Origin of the sequence: Streptomyces sp. NPDC056061 (assembly GCF_042266885.1) — a bacterium.
Lineage (GTDB): Bacteria > Actinomycetota > Actinomycetes > Streptomycetales > Streptomycetaceae > Streptomyces.
Genome location: NZ_JBHJWQ010000019.1, coordinates 74,522 through 93,509, shown reverse-complemented (window position 1 = coordinate 93,509; position 18,988 = coordinate 74,522). Strand labels below are relative to the sequence as shown.

Below are 18,988 nucleotides of genomic sequence, written 5' to 3'. Positions count from 1 at the left end.
CTGCCGTCATCCCGCCGAACGCCCCCCGGCACGCGGACGGCCCACGGGGTCGGAGCCGATGATCTCGTCGCTGTATCCGGTGAGGTGGGTGAACCCCCCGTTCACGAAGACGATGTCCCCGGTCGAGTAGCTCGACGCCTCCGACGCCAGGTAGATCGCCGCGCCGACGACCTCGTCGGCGCGCCCGCCGCGGCCCATGGGGGTCGCCCTGCGCAACTCCTCCGTGCGCGCCACGCCGTCGGGTGTCACCGTGCCGGGGCACAGGCCGTTGACCCTGATGCGCGGGGCGCAGTCCTTCGCGAAGCACCGGGTGAGCATCCACAGCGCCGCCTTCGACACGCTGTACGGCGCGGCGAGCGGTACCGGAGCGAATCCGGCTCCGGAGAGGAGGTTGATGATGGTGCCGGGACCGCCCTTCACCAGGGCGTCGACGAACAGGGCCGAGAGCCTCGCCGGGGCCAGCACGTTGATGTCGAGCGCGTCCTGCCACTGTGCCGGTGAGACATCGGCGCTGTGCGTCCCCGTGGCCCCGAAGGCCAGTGCGCAGTTGACCAGGATGTCCACCCTGTCGAAGTGCGCCCGCGCCGTTTCGGCAACGTGGTCGACGATGTCCGCGGCGCCGACGTCGCAGTGGAGGGTGACCGCCGTACGCCCCGTCGAGGCCCGGACGGCCCCGGCGACCTCCTCCACGGCTTCCTTGTCGCGGTCGACGAGCAGGACGTCGGCGCCCGCCCCGGCGTAGCCCAGGGCGATGGCGGCACCGATGTTCCGGCCCGCCCCGGTGATCAGGGCGGTACGTCCGGTCAGCCGGAATCGTTCGAGGGGATCAGGCTGGTTCACTGGGATCCTTTCTCTCGGTCCGGTCCGCCCCGGAAGCGGGGCTCGGCGGTCCGGACGCCTTGGGCAGGAACAGTGCGAGCGCGGCGACGGCGGCGAGCAGGAGGGCGTCGACGCGGAAGATCCGGTCCACTCCCCCGGGCTGCTGCCCCGCGACGGCTGCCAGCGCCGCGACCCCCATGGCGCCGCCGAGGTGGCGGGAGGTGTTCACGAGCCCGGACGCCGTGCCGGCCCGGTCCGCCGCCACCCCGCTGGTCGCCGCCATGGTCAGCGGGGTGCTCGCCAGTCCGAGGGCCGCGGTGACGAGAAGACCGGGCAGCAGGACGTGCGTGAGGAACGGGCTGTGCGGACCTGCTGCCGACAGCCGGGCGAACCCCGCCGCCTGGAGCAGCGCGCCCGCCACCAGCAGGCGCCTGGCGCCGTGGACCGGCAGCAGGCGGGCGGCCAGCTGCGCGCCGGCCACGATGGCCAGGTACTGGGGGAGGAAGGCGAGTCCGGTCTCCAACGGGCCGAATCCCCGCCGGTATTGGAGATGGAGCGAGAGGTAGTACCACATCGAGAACGTGGCCGCCGCGGTCAGGAACATCCCCGCGTTCGCGACGGACACGGACCTGTTGCGGAACACGGATGGCGGCAGCAGCGGCTCACGGGCTCCGGCCGCCTCCCATCCGACGAAGACGACGAGCAGCACGAGCCCCGCGCCGAGCACCAGTCCGCGTCCCGGCTCGACCCCGTAGACGCAGGCGACCAGCCCCCCGGTCACGGCCAGGGCGCCCACGACGTCCGGGGTGCGCCACGCCGTGCCGCGTGCCCGGCTCACGACCGCGACCCGGGCGAGCAGGAGCACACCCAGCGCGATCGGCACATTGATGAGCATCGTCCAGCGCCAGTTCAGGTACTGCGTGACCAGCCCGCCGACGAAGACACCTGCGGCGCCCGCCGCCGCGGCCACACCTCCCCAGGCCGCCAGTGCCCGCGCCCTGAGTCGCGGATCGTGGAACTCACCGGTGAGCAGCGTCAGCGACACGGGCGAGAGGACCGCGGCCCCGACGCCCTGAACGGCGCGCGCGGCAATCAGCACACCGGGGGCCCACGCGAGGCCCGCGACGAGGCTCGCGGCGGCGAACGCGCTCATCCCGTACAGCAGCGCGCGTCGCCCGCCGATCAGGTCCGCGAGTCGGCCGCCCAGCAGCAGCGACCCGCCGAACGCCAGCATGTACGCGGTGACGACCCATTGCAGCCCGCCGGAGGCGAATCCGAGGTCGTGGCGGACGGAGGGCAGCGCCACGTGGACGACGGAGACGTCCAGCACCACGACGAACTGCGTCGTGCAGGCCACGGTCATCAGCGGCCGGGGCAGGCGTTCGCCGGACCGCCGGGCCGCCACCGGGCTAGGCATCGAGGACGACCGGCACACGGTCGTAGCCGTTGAGCATGGGGCTGTGGGTGCGCTCCACCGGTCCGGCTGCCGAGACGCCGCGGTAGCGGGCGGCGAACTCCTCCAGGAGGATGCGCAGTTCGAGCCGGGCGAGCTGGGATCCGACGCAGAAGTGCGTGGCGTGGCCGAAGGACAGGTGCAGTCGGCTGCTGTCGCGTCCGATGTCGAAACGGTAGGGGTCGGGGAACACCTCGCCGTCGCGGTTGCCCGCGCAGTAGAGCATCAGCACGTAGTCGTCGGGCTCCAGTCGGCGTCCGGCCAGGGTCACCGGACGGACCACGGTACGGCCGCCGTACCGCGCGGGCGTGGTCCAGCGGAGCACCTCCTCCGCGGCCTTCTCCGCGATTCCCGGTTCGGTGGTGAGTCGCCGGTACTCGCCGGGGTGTTCGGCGAACGCCTCGATGCCGCCGGAGATGGCGTTGCGCGCGGTCTCGTTGCCCGCCACGAGTGCCGTCCATATGTGCATGAGGAGTTCCGGGTGCGAGAGTCTCGCGCCGTCGACCTCGGCGGACGCCAGCGAGGTGATCAGGTCGTCCCGGGGGCAGCGGCGCCGCTCCCCGATCAGGACCTCCAGATAGTCGAAGAACTCGGAGAGGACCGCTTGCCGGGGGCGCGCGCCCTCGGCGTCCGAGGTGGCGGCGAGCTCGTCCGACCAGCCGCGGAGCAACGGCAGGTCGGATGTCGGGACACCCAGCAGTTCGGCGATCACCCGCAGGGGTATCGCGGCCGCGAAAGCGCTCACGACGTCGATCTCCTCGCCGACGGGCACCTCGTCGAGCACCCGCGTGACCATGGCGCGTACTGCCGGTTCCAGTCCGCCCACCCTGCGCGCGGTGAGACCGCGGCTGACCAGCTTGCGGTGTTTGTCGTGTTCCGGCGGGTCGATGTTGTGCAGCAGGGGCGTGTTCTGCCTGCTGTCGGCGGGACAACCGCCCCGGCCCTCGGGCGGAAGGTCGATCATGTGCCCTCGGGCGCTGCTGAACTGTGCGGGGGACGCCGAGACGCGGCGCACGTCGGCCCAACGCGAGACGAGGTACATCGGCCTGCCCTTGGCCGACTCCCAGAGGTGGACGGGGCTGTGCTCCTGCAGCCACCCGAAGGCACGTGCCGGTGCGCGGTAGAAGTCGGGATCGTCGGGTGCGATGGGCGGCCGCGCCGGGGCTTGTGCCGACGGCTTCACCGCGCCCTCCGCACGGGGGTCGGCTCGAACACGACGGGGAGCGACCGGGTGCTGCGGACGAGGCCCGGGGGCTGGTCGATCCGCGCGCCCGGCCGCAGTGCGAGTCCGGGCATCCTCTCGTCGATCTCGGTCGCCGCGACCTTCAGCATGAGGCGCGCGAAATGGGCACCCATGCAGCGGTGCGGTCCGGCGCCGAACGCCAGGTGGGGGTTGGGCGTGCGCGACGGGTCGAAGGTCTCCGGGTCGGCGAAGACCCGGCGATCGCGGTTGGCTCCGGCCCACAGCAGGAACACGCGCTCGCCCTTCGGAATGCGGTGCCCGCGGACCTCCGTCTCGCGGGTGGTGACGCGGGACAGGCCGAAGGAGACCGATCCGTGGCGGAGCATCTCCTCGACGATCTGCTCCACCGAGTGCTCGTTGTCATGGAACAGGTCGGACAGGGCGGGATCGTTGATCAGGTGCAGCGCCAGGTCGCCGATGCTGTTGGACGTGGTGTCCATTCCCGCGACGATGAGCAGGATCATCGCGCGGACCATCTCCTGCCGGGTGAGCCGGCGGCCGCGCATGTCCCCGTGCAGCAGCGCGTCGACCACGTCGCCGCGCCGGGGCTGGTTCTCCCGCTCGTCGAGATGGCGCAGCGACCACGCGCTCAGGTCGGCGAACGCCTGGTTCTGCTCCTCCTGCGTGGTGCCGTGCGAGACGATGCGGTGCGCGAGTTCCCGGGTGTACGGCACTTCCTCCGGGGCGACCCCGAGCAGCAGCTGGAAGAGGGCCGCCGGAACGAACTTCCAGGCGAAGTCGACGGCGAGGTCGCAGTGGCCGGTCGCCACGAATTCGTCCATCAGGTCCGACGCGATGCCTCGCATCGCCGGCTCGTACCGGGCCACCGCGGCCGGGGACATGAGCGGGTTGAGCAGTCGCCGCCAGTCCCGGTGCTCGGGAGGGTCGACCTCGATGGGGGCCAGCAGCGGTGCATCCGGGTTGTGCGGCAGGGATACACCTTGGGCCGAGGAGAAGGTCTCCCAGTCCTTGTTGGCGGCGAGCACCTCCTCATGGCTCGTGATGATCCAGAATCCGCCGTGGGCGCTGCTGTGGAGCACGGGGCCGCGGTCGCGCAGTTCGTCCATCACTGCCCAGAACTCGTGGTCCTCTCCGGCCAGGCGGGGACTCCAGGGGTCGAAATCCACTTCGATGGTCTGGGTCTCGGTCGTCATTTCCACTCCGGACAATGTCGGGTCACCGCCCGCCGACAACGGTGAACTTTTCCCAGGTCAGCGCGGCGTAGGCGGGAGAGGGGAGCCGCTCGGCCACTTCGTAGCGCGGCCAGCGGTCGAGGAAGGCGTCGACAGCGTGCCGGATCTCCATCCGGGCGAGCTGGGCGCCCAGGCACAGGTGCGGTCCCTGGCCGAACGTCAGGTGAGGGTTGGGGCTCCTGGTGATGTCGTACCGGTCCGGCTCCTCGAAGCGGGCCGAATCGCGGTTGGCCGCGATGACGAGTGCCCAGACGACGTCTCCGTCGCGGAGCCGTTGCCCGGCGAGCTCGACGTCCCCGAGCACCTTGCGGAAGTTCACCCGGGCCGTCGGTTCGAAGCGCAGGGTCTCCTCGATGGCGGTCGGCAGGAGCGTGCGGTCCTCGATGACGCGCTGTCGCTGCTCGGGGCGGTTCGCGAACAGCGACAGCATGGTCGTGGTCGTGGACGACGTCGTGTCGGATCCGGCGACGAGCAGGGTGACGCAGGTGGCGGCGAGTTCGTCGTCCGACAGCGCCCCGTCCGTGTTCTGCTGCACGAGCCGGCCGATCAGGTCGTCGGTGGTGCCGTTCCGGCGCCGGGCGGTGATCTCTTCCTGTAGATACGCGAGCATGTCGTGGCCGCTGGTGACCGCGGCGTCGATGTGCTCCTGCGGCACCAGCCGCGGGTCGGCCATGATGCAGCGCATCATGGCCTCGGCCCACTGGTAGAAGAGTTTGCGGTCGCTGCTGGGGATGCCGAGCAGTTCGGAGATGACGGTCGTGGGCAGGGCGCTGGTGAACCGGCCGAGTACGTCCACCGGTTCGCCCGAGGCCATGCCCGCGACGAACTCCGGTGCGTCCAGGAGTTCTCGCACGATCTCCGCGATGCGCGGCTCCAGTTGCTGCACCGAACGGTAGGTGAACACCTTCTGCACCATCGAGCGCAGCCGTGTGTGGTCCGGCGGATCGGTGTGGACCATGGTGTCGGTTCCCTCGAACCACGGTCCGAAGTCGGTCGACGCGAAGACGGTGTTCGAGAACCGCTTGGGGTCCATGAGGACTTCCCGGCAGTGCTCGTAGGAGGAGACCAGCCACGCGCCGCCCATGGGTTCGCTGCGGACGACGGGGCCGGCCTCGCGCAGCCGGTCGAGCAACGGCCAGGGGTCGCGTACGGATTCGGGTGTCACGATGTTGATGTCCATGTCCCGTCCTTCAGTCGTTCGTCAGCTGCCGTTCGAGCAGTGGGGCGAGCCCGCGCTGGTTCGCGCCCAGGGCGAAACGGAAGGTCTCCTCGGTGATCTCGTGGCCCGAGGACTGCTTGCCGCGGACCGCCTCCCAGTGCTGGGCGACGTCCTCGGCGGTGGGCTTCGTCGTCCCGGACCATCCCTCGCTGTGGGCGGTCCAGTAGCGGTGGAACCAGCCGCCGGCCGCACCGTAGGTCTCGGCGGTCACCGGACAGCTCGGATGTGCCAGGAGGAGAGCCATCGGGGCGACCCGCTCGGCGGTGAGGAGCTTCATCTCCTCGCCGGGTTCGACGTGCGGCGCCGGCCTGCCCGGAAGCAGGGCGCCGGTGGCGTTGAACGCCTCGGACTGCCGGGTGTCCAGGGCGCCGGGCGCCAGGAGGTTGGCCTTGATCCCGTACTTCTGCCCCTCCCAGGCGACGGCCTTGGTGAGGCCCACCAGTCCGGCCTTGGAGGCGGAGTAGTTGGCACCGCCGTAGGAGCCGCACAGTCCGGCCGCGGACGTCACGGCGACGATGTTGCCCTGCCCCTGCTCCGCCATGGCGCGGAAGGCCGGCTGCATGACGCAGAACGCCCCGCGCAGGTTCACGGCGATCACGTCGTCGAAGTCGTCGGGCAGCATCCTGGTGAAGAGGCTGTCGCGCAGAATGGCCGCGTTCGCGACGAGTGCGTCGATCCTCCCCCAGGTGTCGAGCGCCTTGTGGATGATCGCCTCGCCGCCCTCGGGCGTGGCGACGGTGTCGGTGGACGCGACGGCCTCACCCCCCGCGTCCCGGATCTCCTGCACGACGGACCGGGCCAGCTCGGCCCTGGGTGTGTCGCCCCCGGTCGGCGGCCCGCCGAGGTCGTTGACCACCACCCGGGCGCCGCGGCGGGCGAACGCCAGGGCCATGGCCCGTCCGATGCCGCCTCCGGCCCCCGTGACCACCACCACGCGGTCGTCGAACCGTACGTCTCGCACCGTCCACACACCCCTCTCCCCTGTCAACGGCTCACCGCACCCTCATCCGGAACGGGCGCCCCGATTCGCCGCGAAACTATGGGCTCCGCCCACCCCCCCACCACCCCTAACCAACCCCTAGGGGGTCCTCGAAAACCTGCGAATGGCCAGGTCGGAGGGGGTGCGGGGAAATTACCCGGCGGGCGTCGTCCCGGCGGTGGCCGAGATCGGTCCCAGAAAGAGGGGGGATGACCTACAGTTCCCAAGGCGCAGGCCACCGCGTGATGCCACGAGGCCTCGGGGAGGGGCACATGAACCTGGTCGAGCGTGACAGCCAGTGGGAGACGCTCGGAGAACTCCTCTCCGCAGCACTCCGCCACGAGGGAAACCTGGCGGTGCTCCACGGTCCTCCCGGCTGCGGCAGAAGCGAACTCCTCGCGGCGTTCTCCGAGCACGCGGCCGAGCGCGGGGCGGTGGTCCTCCGCGCCATCGGCACCCCGGCGGAACGCGATGTTCCGGGTGCGACACTGCGTCAGCTGTTCGCCGGCCCGCACCGGCTCGCGACCGGACTCCGCGTGGGCTTCGGCACCCTGCTCGCCGCCGGCCCGGCGGCACCGGGCGACGCCGCCCCGGACGGAGCGCCTCTTCCCACGTGGGTGACGGCGGAACTGTGCTCACTCATCGGTGACGCGTCGGCACACCGTCCGCTGCTCATCGCCATCGACGACATGCAGTACGCCGACGAGACCTCGTACCGGTTCCTGCACCGGCTGATGCACACCGTACGGAACACACGTGTCCTGGTGGTGGTGGCCGAGCGCACGTCCGTGCCCGCCGAACAGCGGTTGCCGGAGATCGACCTGCTCGCCACGCAGCACGCGCACCTCGTCCCGCTGCCGATGCTGTCGCTCGCGGGGGTCCGGCGCATGCTCGCCGAGGGCGGCGCGCCCGGGGACGCCGAGCGCCACGCGGAGAGGATCCACCGGGTCAGCGGCGGCAATCCGCTGTTCGTGCGGGCGCTGATGGCGCGGTCGCCCGACACGGCCGGCGGGCCGCACCCGGACGGCACGACAGCGGTGCGGGGCGCCCCGGGGAGGTCCACGACGGCCGATTCGTACGCCCGCACCGTGCTGTCCCTGTTGCACCGCAGCGGCCCGGCGATCCTCGACGCGGCCCGCGCCACGGCCGTCCTGGGACGCGCCTCCCACGGCCTCAACATCACCAGGGTTCTCGGGCTCGACCGGGGCGAGGGCGCGGCGGTGGTCGAGGCCCTCGAAACCATGGGAGTGGTCCGCGAGGGCCGGTTCACGCATCCGGCGGTACGGACCGCCGTGCTCCAGGACCCTTCCTTCACCGAGCGGGGCGCGGTGTCGCTGGCCGCCGCACGGGTGCTGTACGAGTGCGGCGCGTCCGACATGACCGTCGCCCAGCACGTGGTCTCGGCCGGCCGGGCCGAGCCGTGGGCGCGCCTGCCCCTGATCCATGCCGCCGAGGAGATGCTCCGGACCGGTCGTGCGGGATCCGCCGTGCGGTGCCTGGAACTCGCCCACGGCGTCAGTCCCACCGACCGGGACCGGGCGAGGACCATGGCGTATCTCGCGCATGCCAGTGGCCGGGACAATCCGTCGGAACAGGCCGGGTACAACGACACCCTGCTCGGCTATGTGCGCGATGGCTCCCTGACCGGGCGGTGCGCGCTCACGCTCGTCCGCCATCTGCTGCGGGACGGGCGCGAGCAGGATGCCGTCGAGGTCATACGGAGGGTCGGGGACACCCGTTCCGGAACGGCCCCCGAGACCACGACGGCACTGGAGCAGACGAGGCAGTTCCTCCGTGTCTACTACCCGTCGACGCCATGGCCCCTGCCCGTCGGCCGGACCCCTTCCCATGGCCGACGCGCGCAGCGCCACGGCGCCGTCCGCTCGTTCACCGGCAGCAGGCCCCAGCACGGGGCCGTGCTGCTGGAGTTGGTCCTCGCCGAGGGCCCGCAGGAGATCGTGGTCCAGTGGGGCAGACAGATCCTGGAGGCCGTGCGGCCCGACGAGCGTTCCCTGGAGACCGCGGTCGCGGTGCTCCAGGCACTCACCTACTCCGAGCACTACGACCTCGCCGAGCAGTGGGGAGCACGGCTCCAGGCGGTCGCGGCGGACAACGGCATTCCGCGGTGGCGCTCCATCCTGACCGCGATACGCTCCGAAACGGCGATGCGGCGCGGCGATCCGCCGGCCGCGCTCGCGATGGCGGAGTCGGCCCTCGAAGGTCTCTCCCCGGAGCTGTGGGGCGTGGGGGTCGGGCTTCCCGTGGCGGTCCTCCTCCAGGCGTACACGGACACCGGACGGCACGACGAGGCCCAGACGCTCCTGCTGCGCCAACGGCTGTCCGGGGTGGCACGGACCCGGTTCGGTGTCATGCACCAGTACGCCCGTGGGCGCCACTACCTGGGAACGGGGCGGCACCATGCGGCGCTCGACGCCTTCCTTGCCTGCGGGGAGACGATCACGGCATGGGGTTTCGACGTCCCGGCCTTTCTGCCGTGGCGCAGTGACGCCGCCTTCGCGCTGCTGGAGGTGGGTGAGACGGACGAGGCGTGCCGGCTGATCCACGAACAGGATCAGCGGCCGGGCGGCACCTCACCGACCGTACGGGGCACCGCGCTGCGGGCCCTGGCGCGGGCGGCACGGGGGGCCGAGCGGCTGGCGCTCCTGAGGGAGTCGGCGACCCGTCTCGGCGCCGGCGGCAATCAGCTGGAACTGGCGCGGACCCTGGTGGCGCTCGCCCACAGCTACCGCCTCTCCGGCGACCACTCCAAGGCCGACATGGTGGCGCACCAGGCCCGGTTCCGGGCGAGCGAGTGCGGTGCGGTGCCGCTGCTCGGCGAGTTGGAGGCGGGTGCGGAGCCCGAACCCACGCCCCGCGCGCCCCTGATCCGTGACATGCCCAGTGGTGAACCGCTCACCGATGCCGAGCGCCGTGTCGCCGAGCTGGCCGCGCTGGGCAGCTCGAACCGCGAGATCGCACGCAAGCTGCACGTCACGGTGAGTACGGTCGAGCAGCATCTCACCCGTGTGTACCGGAAGTTGCACATCAAACGCCGGTCGGAGCTCCCGAGCCGGCTCATCCGTGACAGGTTCGCGGAAGCGAGGGGGACGTACCCGGAGGCGGTCAGCTGACGGGACCGGCGACCGGTCCCTGCGGCGACGGACCGGCACCGGGCCGTCGGACCGGTGGCACGGGCCCCGCCGTCGGACGACCGGCCCGCTCGCGTAACGTCGGAGTACGGGCACCGGCCCCGTCGCGGCAGTCGACCGGGCCGGCGCAGCAGCACCGTACGCACCGAGGAGACACACGTTGAGCAGCGACCCCGCATCCCCGTCCGGCGGCGAGGACGGCTTCTGGCAGGAACGCCGGGTGTGTTTCCTCGCCACGACGCGGCCCGACGGCAGCCAGCACCTCGTCCCGGTCGGTGTCACCTACGACCCCGGGACCCGGATCGCCCGCGTCATCAGCGACGGCGCCAGCAAGAAGGTCCGCAACGTCCGCGCCGCCGGGGAGGCGGCGCGGGCCGCCGTGAGCCAGGTCGACGGCAGGCGCTGGTGCACCTTGGAGGGCCCGGCCGTCGTCAGGGACGACCCCGCGTCCGTCGCCGAGGCCGAGCGCCGATACACCCAGCGCTACAAGCCGCCGCGTGTCAATCCGAACAGGGTCGTCATCGAGATCACGGTCACGCACGCGATGGGCACCGCCAAGCCGTCGGGCTGGTGACCTTCCCCTCCGACGGGGTGCCACGTGCTCCGGGCCGCCCCGGCCGGGCCACGATCCCGACGAGGCGGCCGTCCGCGGCGCTCGGCGCCCGCACCCGGGGTTCTTCCGGCGGGACGGGCCGGGCGGCATGACGGGGGTTACCCGTTGGGGTGAATACCGGTTCCCGTGCGGGGAGCGAGGAGCGCGGCGGGGAGCGTCCTCACCGGTGGTCGGAGGCGTCTTCGCGGCACCGGACCGGGTGGTCGGCACGGCACTCGGCGTGCTCCGGCGTGCCATCCGCTTCGTTACGCTCTGCGCGACCATCGGCAATGCATCCGTGTATGCCGTTGATGCGCACTCCTGACCTGCTGTCATGCCGCTCGGCGACGGGGGTGCCCGGCCGGGAGGGACACACGCATGGCGCACGAGCGCGTGAGCCGGGAGGAGGAGGCGCCGCCGGCGGTGCTGCTGGCGGGGCTGCTCCGGGGCTGGTGGGAGGGGGCCGGAGCCGCGGGGAACGGTTCCCGGCCGACACAGCAGGCGCTGGCATCGAGGCTGGGTATCGACCAGACGACGCTCTCGCGGTACTTGAACCCGAAGCACCCGTCGACGGCTCCGCTGCGGGTCGTGGAGGCACTGCACACCCGGCTCCGTGCCCCGCAGGAGGAGCTGGAGCGGGCACGGGAGTGGTGCGAGGCCGCGCTGGAAGCACAGCGGCGTCAACGCACGGGTACCGACGAGGCGCCGCCGGCCGGGCCGGGGAGCGCGGACGGCCTCCCCCGGGACCGTGAAGGCGCGGTTCCGCTCCGGTCCCGGTGGGCGCTGCTCCTCACGGTGGCGGCGGTGGTCCTGGCCTTCCTCGCCGGAGCTGTCGTCCGCCCATGGTTCGCCCCCGGCCGTCCGGATTCGGCGAACGGCGACAGCGCGGCCGCAGCCCCGTCGGCGGCGGACGGGCCGCTCGACTGGCCTCTGTTGACGAGGAAACGGCACGAGGACCAGTTCACCCGCGGTCGCGCCCTGCAGAACCTGCTGAAGCAGCACGGCTACGACTTGGAGGCGGACGGCATCTTCGGGGACAAGACCTATGCGGCCGTGGTGGACTTCCAGCGCAGGAACCACCTCCCGCCCGACGGCAAGGTGGGCGAGGACACCTGGCCGGCCCTCGTCCGGGAGGTGGGGCTGGGTGCCGAGGGCTTCGCGGTGCAGGCGGCACAGGAGTTGGTAAACAACACGGAGCAGGGGGCCGCGGAGGTGTCGGGCAGGTTCACCGCGACGACCGCCGCCGACGTGCGCTCCTTCCAGCGCGCGCACCGTCTGCACCCGACGGGCCGGGTGGACGAGGGCACCTGGCTGGCCCTGCTGGTGTTCCAACGCGCCCCCGACGACACGCCCCCGTACCAGAAGTCCCCGGGCCCCTCCCCGACCGTGCGCACCTGAGGCCGGCACGGCCCGCAGCGGGCACCACCGGCGTGCACGGCCCGCGCCCGTCCTGCCTGACGGCATAACCCCAGGTCGAAGGCGCTGCATCAGCACTGCATCCATGCGCCTGTGCAGGCAGCGGGCCATGGCTCCTCCCGCCGTGTTCGCCGGGGCAGTCTGGTGCTGCGCCCGACGGTCCCGGACGCCCCGCCCTCGCCGCAGCGTGTCGGAGGCATACGTCAGGGGCCCGGTTCCGGCGCGGTTCCGTCCGTTCCCCGTGAAGGAGTACACCATGTCCGCTGCCCGCAAGACCCTCACCTCCGTCCTGACGACGATCGTGCTCGCCGGCGGCCTGGCGGCCGGTGCCGTCGGCCAGACGCACGCGGCCACGTGCAATGCGTCCAAGGCGGCCAAGACCGATGGCGCCGAGGCCGCATGGAGCCTGAAGTGCACCGCCAAGGGGGTACGGGTGTCCGGCTGGGTCGAGGACACCCGCATGGACGGCAGGTGCGCCATCGTCCGCGTCACCGGCGGTGAGGGCACCTACCGCCCGAAGAAGGCGTGCAGCTCGGGCGTCCGCGAGCAGTTCGTCTTCGACTTCGCCGGGACGAAGAAGGCCGAAGTCCGCCTGGCCACCGTCTGAACCGGACCGCTCGCCCGAAAGCAGGAAGAACAGCAGGAAGAACAGAGAGAGGAACACATATGAGCAGGAACAAGCAGCTGGTCCTCGGTTCGCTGGCCGCAGCCGCGCTGATGACCGCCGTCCTTCTCCCCTCGGTCACCCCTCCGGCGCAGGCGGCTGCCGCAGCGACGACCCTGGTGTTCGACAAGAACCCGCAGAACCACACCAGGTCGAAGCTCGACGTCTACAAGGGCGGGGTTCTCCGGGCCACGTTCCGGGCCGGGTCCGGCCTCGGGGAGGCGGACGACTGCGCCGTCGGCCGGGGCTGGATGCCGAACGGCAACTGGCGGATCGAACTCAAGGACCGTCACTACGACGGGCGTCTCATCAAGGGGCACGCGATCTGGCTGGAGAACATGCGGTGTTCCGCGAAGACCGCCACGCGCACGGAGATGTTCATCCACTCCGAGATGAACCGTGACGGCAGCCAGGGGAAGACCGAGGCACGCCGCTGGGACGGGGACAGCGACTACAGGTCCAACGGGTGCGTGAAGCTGAACCCGACGGACATCGCGAAGATGTTCCGGCTCCTGGACCGGATCGGCTGGCCGACGCACCTGCGTGTGGTCGACTGAGAACCGTCCCGCCGTCCCCGGCGGACCGGGTCGGCGCACCGGCCCCGGCCGTCTCGTGCACCGGCGCCGCACCCCGATCCGGGACCGGGGCCGTACCGAGGCGGTGCGTGGGGGCCGCCCCGTGATGCCGTATGTCTCCCGCGTTGCGGACCCCGGCCGGGCGCGCGAGGACCCGCCGGACCGCGCCGCCCGTCGCGGCAAGGTCCGGCGGTCCGGCGGCCCGGTCAGCGAGGTCGCGGCGAGATCGTCGGGCGCGCCCCGGCGGGGATTCCGTCGAAGCGGCCGAACGGGGTACGGACGGCGGGGCACCGGCCCCGCTCACGCCGCACCGCCTTCCACGGCCGTCGCCGGGGCCTCGGCGTCCGCCGAGGCCAGCGGGATCGGCGTGAACATGGGCGGCTCCTGGTCCGGTGTCAGCGCGGTCGGGCCGTACAGCCAGTCGACGAACGAGTAGTCGTAGGTGTCGCGGGCGCGCAGCAGTGCGTTGCGCTGCTCGCGGGCGACGCCGCCGAGGTGCCACAGCTCGCCCCACGTGCGCGAGGTGTTCACCACGCGGCGGCAGTGCTCCGGGCGGACCGACTCGTAGGCGGCGAAGGCGGCGGCCCAGTCGACCGTGCCGTCGGCGGCCCGATTGCGGGCGACGTGCTCGCCCAGCACCCAGCCGTCCTCGATCGCCATGATCGCGCCCTGCGCGATGTACTGCAGCGGCGGGTGCGCGGAGTCGCCGAGCAGCGCGATCCGGCCGTGGACCCAGTTCTTGATCCGCTCGCGGTCGAACATCCGCCACCACTTGTCCCGCCACAAGAACGGCAGACCGTCCCGGACGAAGTCGCAGGTCCCGGCGAAGGCGGCGTCGAGTTCGTCGGGTGTGCCCCAGCCCTCCTGCCCGGCCGGCGCCTTGGGCGACTCGAAGACGGCGACCTGGTTGACGAGCTCGCCCCCGCGCAGGCCGTAATGCACGAAGTGGCAGGCGGGCCCGACATGCACGACGACCTCGCCGAGGTCGACGGACTGCGCCCGCGGCAGCTCAGCAGGCACGGTGCCGCGGTAGGCGACGTACGCGGAGGAGACGGGCTCGTCGTCGACGAGCAGCTTGCGGGCGAGGGAGTTCAGCCCGTCGGCCGCGACCACGACGCCGGCCTCGTGCCGATCGCCCGAGGCGAGGGTCACGCGAGCACCGTCGTCGGCGTTCTCGTACGAGATCACCTCCGCGTCGGTGATCAGCTCGACGCCGGCCCGCTCGCACGCGCGCAGGAGCAGGCCGTGCAGGTCGCTGCGGTGGATGACCAGGTACGGGTAGCCGTAGCGCTTCTCCAGGTCCCGCAGGTCGAGCCGGGTCAGCTCGTCGCCGCCGACCGCGTCGCGCATGACCATGGCGTCCGGGACGACGCCGAGGCGCTCGGCCTCCGCGAGAAGACCGTAGTCGTCGAGGATGCGGGTGCAGTTGGGGGCGAGCTGGAGGCCGGCGCCGATCTCGCCGAAGGCCGGGGCACGCTCCAGCAGGCGGACGCTCCGGCCCTGGCGGGTCAGCGAGAACGCTGCGCCGAGGCCGCCGATACCGCCGCCGACAATGATCACATCGGGGTGGGACATGACTCAACTCCTCAGAGCCACGGGCCGAGCTCGGGGGCGTCGGCGAGCGGGTGCGGGCGACCGGACAGCCAGGCTGCGACCTCCGGCAGCGGCCCGTCGGGCAGGTCGGCGAGTCCGCGCCTGTCGCGGATCTCGTCGACCAGCGCGGTCAGGAAGCCGTCCGGCAGGTCGGCGAAGGCGGTGCCGGTGCCGAAGTCGACGGCGTGGACGCAGACTTCGCGGGCGCGCATCCACGGCAGCTCGGTCGCGGGGACCGTGCGGCCCCGGGCGGTGACGACCCGGTGCTGCCACTGCTCGTCGGTGAGCGCGTCGAGCCCCTCGGCGAGCCGGCGCGCGGAGGCGGTCAGCCAGGACCGCAGCTCGTCGGCCGACAGGGCGGGGCCCCTGGCGATTCCGGCGGCGCGCTCATCGGCGGAGGCGTACATCGGCGTCTGTTCGCCGGTGGCCGCCCAGTGCACGAGGTTGCACAGGGCCTCTGCGTTCGCGGCGACGTGTGCGGCGAGGTGTTTGCGGGTCCACGCGGGCAGCACGTTGTCGGCCGAGAAGCCTGCCTCGTCGAGGTCGGCGACGGCGTCGAGCACCAGCCGCGTGCCCGTGCGGGCCCACGCGCGCGCGTCGGCGACGGTCCGAACGGCGTTAGTCATGCCTCGACCACCGTGTTCGTGCAGGCGCCCAGACCGGAGATCTCGGTGACCACGGTGTTGCCGGGGAGCAGGAAGACCTTCGGGTCTCGGGCGTTGCCCACACCGGCCGGGGTGCCGGTGGCGATGATGTCGCCGGGACGCAGGGTGATCACGGTGGAGATGTACTGCACCAGGAACACCGGGTCGAACAACAGCGTGCCGGTGTCGTCCTGCTGCATGACCTGCCCGTCGACGACCGTCCTCACCTGGAGCGAGGGCCGGACGCCGCCGACCTCGTCGGGGGTGACGACGTAGGGGCCGACCGGGGTGGATGCCTCCCAGATCTTGCCCTGGGTCCATTCGATGGTGCGGAACTGCCAGTCGCGCGCCGAGACGTCGTTCATGACGGTGAATCCGGCGATGGCGTCGGCGGCCTGCTGCTCGTCGGCGCGGCGCACCGCCTTGCCGATCACGACGGCCAGCTCGACCTCCCAGTCGAGCGTGTCGGTCTCGGCCGGCTTGGCGATGTCGTCGCCGGCACCGATCAGGGTGTCGGCGAACTCCGGGAAGAGGGTCGGGTGGCTCGGAAGCTCCCGGCCCATCTCCTTGATGTGGTTGGTGTAGTTGTGCCCGACGCAGATGATCTTGGAGGGGTTGGGCACGACCGGCGCGAAGTCGATGCCCTCGACGGGGTGGGTGGGGCCGGAGGCGGCTGCCGCGGCCTGCCAGTCGGCCTCGGCGAACAGCTCGCCCAGGTCGGCGTAGCCGAGGTCGACCAGGCGGTCGCCGTCGAGACGGACCGCCCTGGTGCCGTCGGTGGTGCGGATGGTGGCGAGCTTCATGGTCAGGTGTCCTTCTGGGTGCGGTTGAGCCGAAGCGCCTCGAAGACGGGCGCGTCGCAGAAACGGAAGAGGTCGAGGGCTCCCTCGTCGGAGTCGGTCGCGCCGGCCTCGGACCTGGCGGCGAACGGCTCCCAGGACGGGACGACGAACAGGTCGCCGCGGGTCACCGTCCAGGACCTGTCTCCGACGGTCACCACACCGGAGCCGTCGAAGACCTGGTACACCGACGAGCCGGTCTCGCGCACCGGCGCGGTCTCGGCGCCGCGGGCGATGCGGTGGAACTCGGCTCGGATGGTCGGCAGGACGTCGGAGCCGTCGTGCGGGTTGCAGTAGCGCACCGCGGCGTGGCCGGGCTCCGCGGCGTGGCCGAAGCCCTCCTTCTCCAGCAGGAGCTGGTCGCGAAGAGCGGCGTTGGTGTGTTCCCACTTGTACGACAGCAGCGGGCTGCCCGGTGGGGGCGCGGCGGCCGACAGCGGGCGCAGGCCGGGGTGGCCCCACAGGCGCTCGGAGCGCGACCGCTTGGGGGTGATCCGCTCGGCGTCGCCGATCTCGTCGCGGCCGAAGTCGAAGAACTGCGCCTCGGTGGCGTACTGGAAGGGAATGTCCAGGCCGTCGATCCAGGCCATCGGCTCGGCGGCGGCGTTGTGGTGGGCGTGCCAGTTCCAGCCTGCCTGCGGGAGGAAGTCGCCGCGGTTCATGGGCACCGGGTCGCCGCCGACGACCGTCCACACGCCCGAGCCCTCGACGACGAAGCGGAAGGCGTGCTGGGTGTGCCGGTGCTCGGGGGCGTCCTCGCCGGGCATGAGGTACTGGACGGCTCGCATGGCGCCGCTCACTCAGCCATTCCCGTTGCTCCCCCGGTCGATACCTGCGCTCATTCGCCGGGATTCTGAGGGCTGTCCCGTAACCCCTGGCGGGATCACGGGACAGCCCTTGGGCAGCAGACGCCGTTACGGCTGCTGATTCTGCTCTGCGGAATCCGTGATGCACCCTCTTGACCTGCACTTTTCGCCGTGTGACAGTCCCCACTATTGGACTGAACGACCGGTCCAAAACTTTGGGACGACCGGCAGGGAGGCCGCCATGCCCCAAAACTTCGACGCGGACGTCGCCGTCATCGGCTACGGCCCCACGGGCGTCGTCGGCGCTCTGACCCTGGCCCAGCAGGGCGCGCGCGTGATCGCCTTCGAACGGGACAAAGAGATCTATCCCCGGGCCCGGGCGGTCACGGTCAACGACTGGACCATGCGGATCTTCCAGAGCCTGGGCATCGGCGAACGCGTCGAGAAGGTGATCGACCCGCAACGTGCGCTGCGCTGGGTGACGTACGACGGCGACGAGGTGATGCGCATCGAGCATCCGCCGTCGGCGCTCGGGGCGAAGGCGCGCTTCTACAACATCTACCAGCCGGTCATGGAGGCCGAACTGCGGTCCTGCGCGCAGGACCGGGGGGACCTGATCTCGGTGCGCTACGGCGCCGAGGTGACCGAGCTCGAACAGGACGACTCCGGGGTCACGGTCACCACCAACGACACGGCGACCGGCGAGGTCCGCCGGTACCGGACCCGGTACGCGATCGCCGCGGACGGCGGCAGCAGCAGGTCCCGGCAGCACCTGGGCATCCAGTTGCTCGGCGACACCAGCGAGGTCACCTGGGTGGTCATCGACTGCCGGGTCAAGCGCTGGTGGCCCGACCGCAACTTCCTCACCTTCTGGACGGACGCGGAGCGGCCGGTCGTCGACATCGCGCTGTCGGCCGGCAACCACCGCTGGGAGATCCCGCTCAAGCCGCACGAGACCGAGGCCGACTTCCCGACCGGCGCCGAGGTGTGGCCCCTGCTCAAGGCGCTGGGGGTGAGCGAGGACGACGTCGAGATCCACCAGCACGCCTTCTACCGGCACCACGTGCGGTCGGCGCAGACCTGGCGTTCCGGCCGGGTCTTCCTGGCCGGCGACGCCGCGCATCTGATGCCGCCGTGGGCGGGCGCCGGAATGCAGACCGGGATGCGCGACGCGCACAACCTGGGCTGGAAACTCGGCCGGGTGCTGACCGGGCAGCTGCCCGATTCCTGGCTCGACACCTATGAGGCCGAGCGCCGTCCCAACGCCGACTTCTACACCGGGCTCGCGGTTCAGCTCGGCCGGGTGATCAAGCAGGAGATATCCGACGAGGAGCGGGCCGCCCTGTCCGCGCCGCCTCCCGAGGGACTCGTCACCCCCTTCGAACCGCCGCTGATCGCCCCGCCGGTGCTGGAGGCCGGCTGGCTGCGCGGCCCGCTCGGCGACGCCAGCATCGTCGGCCGGATGGTGCCGCAGCCGGTGGTCGGCGACACCGTCGGCCGGATGGCGCCCCTGGACGAACTGCTCGGCGACACCTTCGTGCTGCTGGGCGACGATGTCGACCCCTCGACGCTGCTGACCGAGGAGGAGCGCCGGCAGTGGGACGCGCTCGGTGCCCGTTACCGCGCGGTCCGCCCGCAGAACGCCTACACCCGGGGGCCCGACGAACTCGTGGACCTGGACGGCGTGCTCGGCCCCTGGCTGCGGCGGTACGGCGTGCGCGCGGTGGCCCTGCGCCCCGACCGCTTCGTGGCCGCCGCCGACACCAGCGGACTCGCCGTCCCGGCCTGACCGTTCGTCCACCTG

Annotated in this window: 15 protein-coding genes and 1 pseudogene; 6 read left to right on the top strand and 10 right to left on the bottom strand. The window is 71.9% G+C overall.

Annotated features, from left to right (window positions below):
- Window positions 1–6: 6 nt before the first annotated feature.
- Genes ACFC79_RS25060 through ACFC79_RS25035 form a run of 6 tightly spaced genes read right to left on the bottom strand, consistent with a single transcriptional unit; the run spans window position 7 to window position 6,897 of the window.
- The gene (locus tag ACFC79_RS25060) at window positions 7–840 is read right to left on the bottom strand and encodes an SDR family NAD(P)-dependent oxidoreductase (RefSeq protein ID WP_376243882.1); all 834 of its coding nucleotides are present in this window, start codon (window positions 838–840) and stop codon (window positions 7–9) included.
- Window positions 827–2,236, bottom strand: a complete 1,410-nt coding sequence (locus ACFC79_RS25055) for an MFS transporter (RefSeq protein ID WP_376243879.1) — start codon at window positions 2,234–2,236, stop codon at window positions 827–829. Before ACFC79_RS25055 ends, ACFC79_RS25060 begins: the two co-directional genes overlap by 14 nt.
- Window positions 2,229–3,455, bottom strand: a complete 1,227-nt coding sequence (locus tag ACFC79_RS25050; RefSeq protein WP_376243876.1) for a cytochrome P450 — start codon at window positions 3,453–3,455, stop codon at window positions 2,229–2,231. Before ACFC79_RS25050 ends, ACFC79_RS25055 begins: the two co-directional genes overlap by 8 nt.
- Entirely contained in the window at window positions 3,452–4,669 is a 1,218-nt protein-coding gene (locus ACFC79_RS25045; RefSeq protein ID WP_376243873.1) for a cytochrome P450, read from the bottom strand. Before ACFC79_RS25045 ends, ACFC79_RS25050 begins: the two co-directional genes overlap by 4 nt.
- A 22-nt stretch (window positions 4,670–4,691) precedes the next feature.
- Window positions 4,692–5,888: a cytochrome P450 gene (locus tag ACFC79_RS25040; RefSeq protein ID WP_376243871.1), complete on the bottom strand. Its 1,197-nt coding sequence runs from the start codon at window positions 5,886–5,888 to the stop codon at window positions 4,692–4,694.
- 10 nt (window positions 5,889–5,898) lie between these two features.
- A complete protein-coding gene (locus ACFC79_RS25035) occupies window positions 5,899–6,897 on the bottom strand; it encodes an SDR family NAD(P)-dependent oxidoreductase (RefSeq protein ID WP_376243868.1) in 999 nt (332 codons plus the stop codon).
- Between the two features lie 281 nt (window positions 6,898–7,178).
- Here ACFC79_RS25035 and ACFC79_RS25030 point away from each other — a divergent pair, with 281 nt between their 5' ends.
- The 5 genes from ACFC79_RS25030 to ACFC79_RS25010 all read left to right on the top strand — a co-directional run bounded on the left by ACFC79_RS25030 (window position 7,179) and on the right by ACFC79_RS25010 (window position 13,284).
- Complete coding sequence (locus ACFC79_RS25030) at window positions 7,179–10,037, top strand: AAA family ATPase (protein ID WP_376243866.1); 2,859 nt, start codon at window positions 7,179–7,181, stop codon at window positions 10,035–10,037.
- A gap of 178 nt (window positions 10,038–10,215) precedes the next feature.
- Window positions 10,216–10,629, top strand: a complete 414-nt coding sequence (locus tag ACFC79_RS25025) for a TIGR03618 family F420-dependent PPOX class oxidoreductase (RefSeq protein WP_376243864.1) — start codon at window positions 10,216–10,218, stop codon at window positions 10,627–10,629.
- A 396-nt stretch (window positions 10,630–11,025) separates the two neighbouring features.
- Window positions 11,026–12,045, top strand: a complete 1,020-nt coding sequence (locus tag ACFC79_RS25020; protein WP_376243862.1) for a peptidoglycan-binding protein — start codon at window positions 11,026–11,028, stop codon at window positions 12,043–12,045.
- 274 nt (window positions 12,046–12,319) lie between these two features.
- Window positions 12,320–12,670 carry a hypothetical protein gene (locus ACFC79_RS25015; RefSeq protein ID WP_376243859.1) on the top strand — a complete coding sequence of 117 codons (351 nt, stop codon included), beginning with the start codon at window positions 12,320–12,322 and terminating at the stop codon, window positions 12,668–12,670.
- Between the two features lie 59 nt (window positions 12,671–12,729).
- Window positions 12,730–13,284 (top strand): L,D-transpeptidase family protein, encoded by a 555-nt coding sequence (locus ACFC79_RS25010; protein ID WP_376243856.1) that lies wholly within the window; start codon window positions 12,730–12,732, stop codon window positions 13,282–13,284.
- 318 nt (window positions 13,285–13,602) lie between these two features.
- Here the strand turns inward: ACFC79_RS25010 and ACFC79_RS25005 are convergent, their stop codons facing one another.
- From ACFC79_RS25005 to ACFC79_RS24990, 4 genes and pseudogenes are all read right to left on the bottom strand, one after another.
- A complete protein-coding gene (locus ACFC79_RS25005) occupies window positions 13,603–14,877 on the bottom strand; it encodes an FAD-dependent oxidoreductase (RefSeq protein WP_376243853.1) in 1,275 nt (424 codons plus the stop codon).
- An 11-nt stretch (window positions 14,878–14,888) separates the two neighbouring features.
- Window positions 14,889–15,521, bottom strand: coding sequence for a maleylpyruvate isomerase N-terminal domain-containing protein (locus tag ACFC79_RS25000; RefSeq protein ID WP_376243850.1), 633 nt, complete (start codon window positions 15,519–15,521; stop codon window positions 14,889–14,891).
- Window positions 15,518–16,342, bottom strand: coding sequence for a fumarylacetoacetate hydrolase family protein (locus ACFC79_RS24995; RefSeq protein ID WP_376243847.1), 825 nt, complete (start codon window positions 16,340–16,342; stop codon window positions 15,518–15,520). The genes ACFC79_RS25000 and ACFC79_RS24995 overlap by 4 nt, the downstream gene beginning before the upstream one ends.
- A 2-nt stretch (window positions 16,343–16,344) precedes the next feature.
- Window positions 16,345–17,160, bottom strand: a pseudogene (locus ACFC79_RS24990) (cupin domain-containing protein); the annotation flags it as partial.
- 265 nt (window positions 17,161–17,425) lie between these two features.
- Between ACFC79_RS24990 and ACFC79_RS24985 the strand changes: the two are divergent.
- Entirely contained in the window at window positions 17,426–18,973 is a 1,548-nt protein-coding gene (locus tag ACFC79_RS24985) for a bifunctional 3-(3-hydroxy-phenyl)propionate/3-hydroxycinnamic acid hydroxylase (protein ID WP_376243844.1), read from the top strand.
- Window positions 18,974–18,988 lie beyond the last annotated feature (15 nt).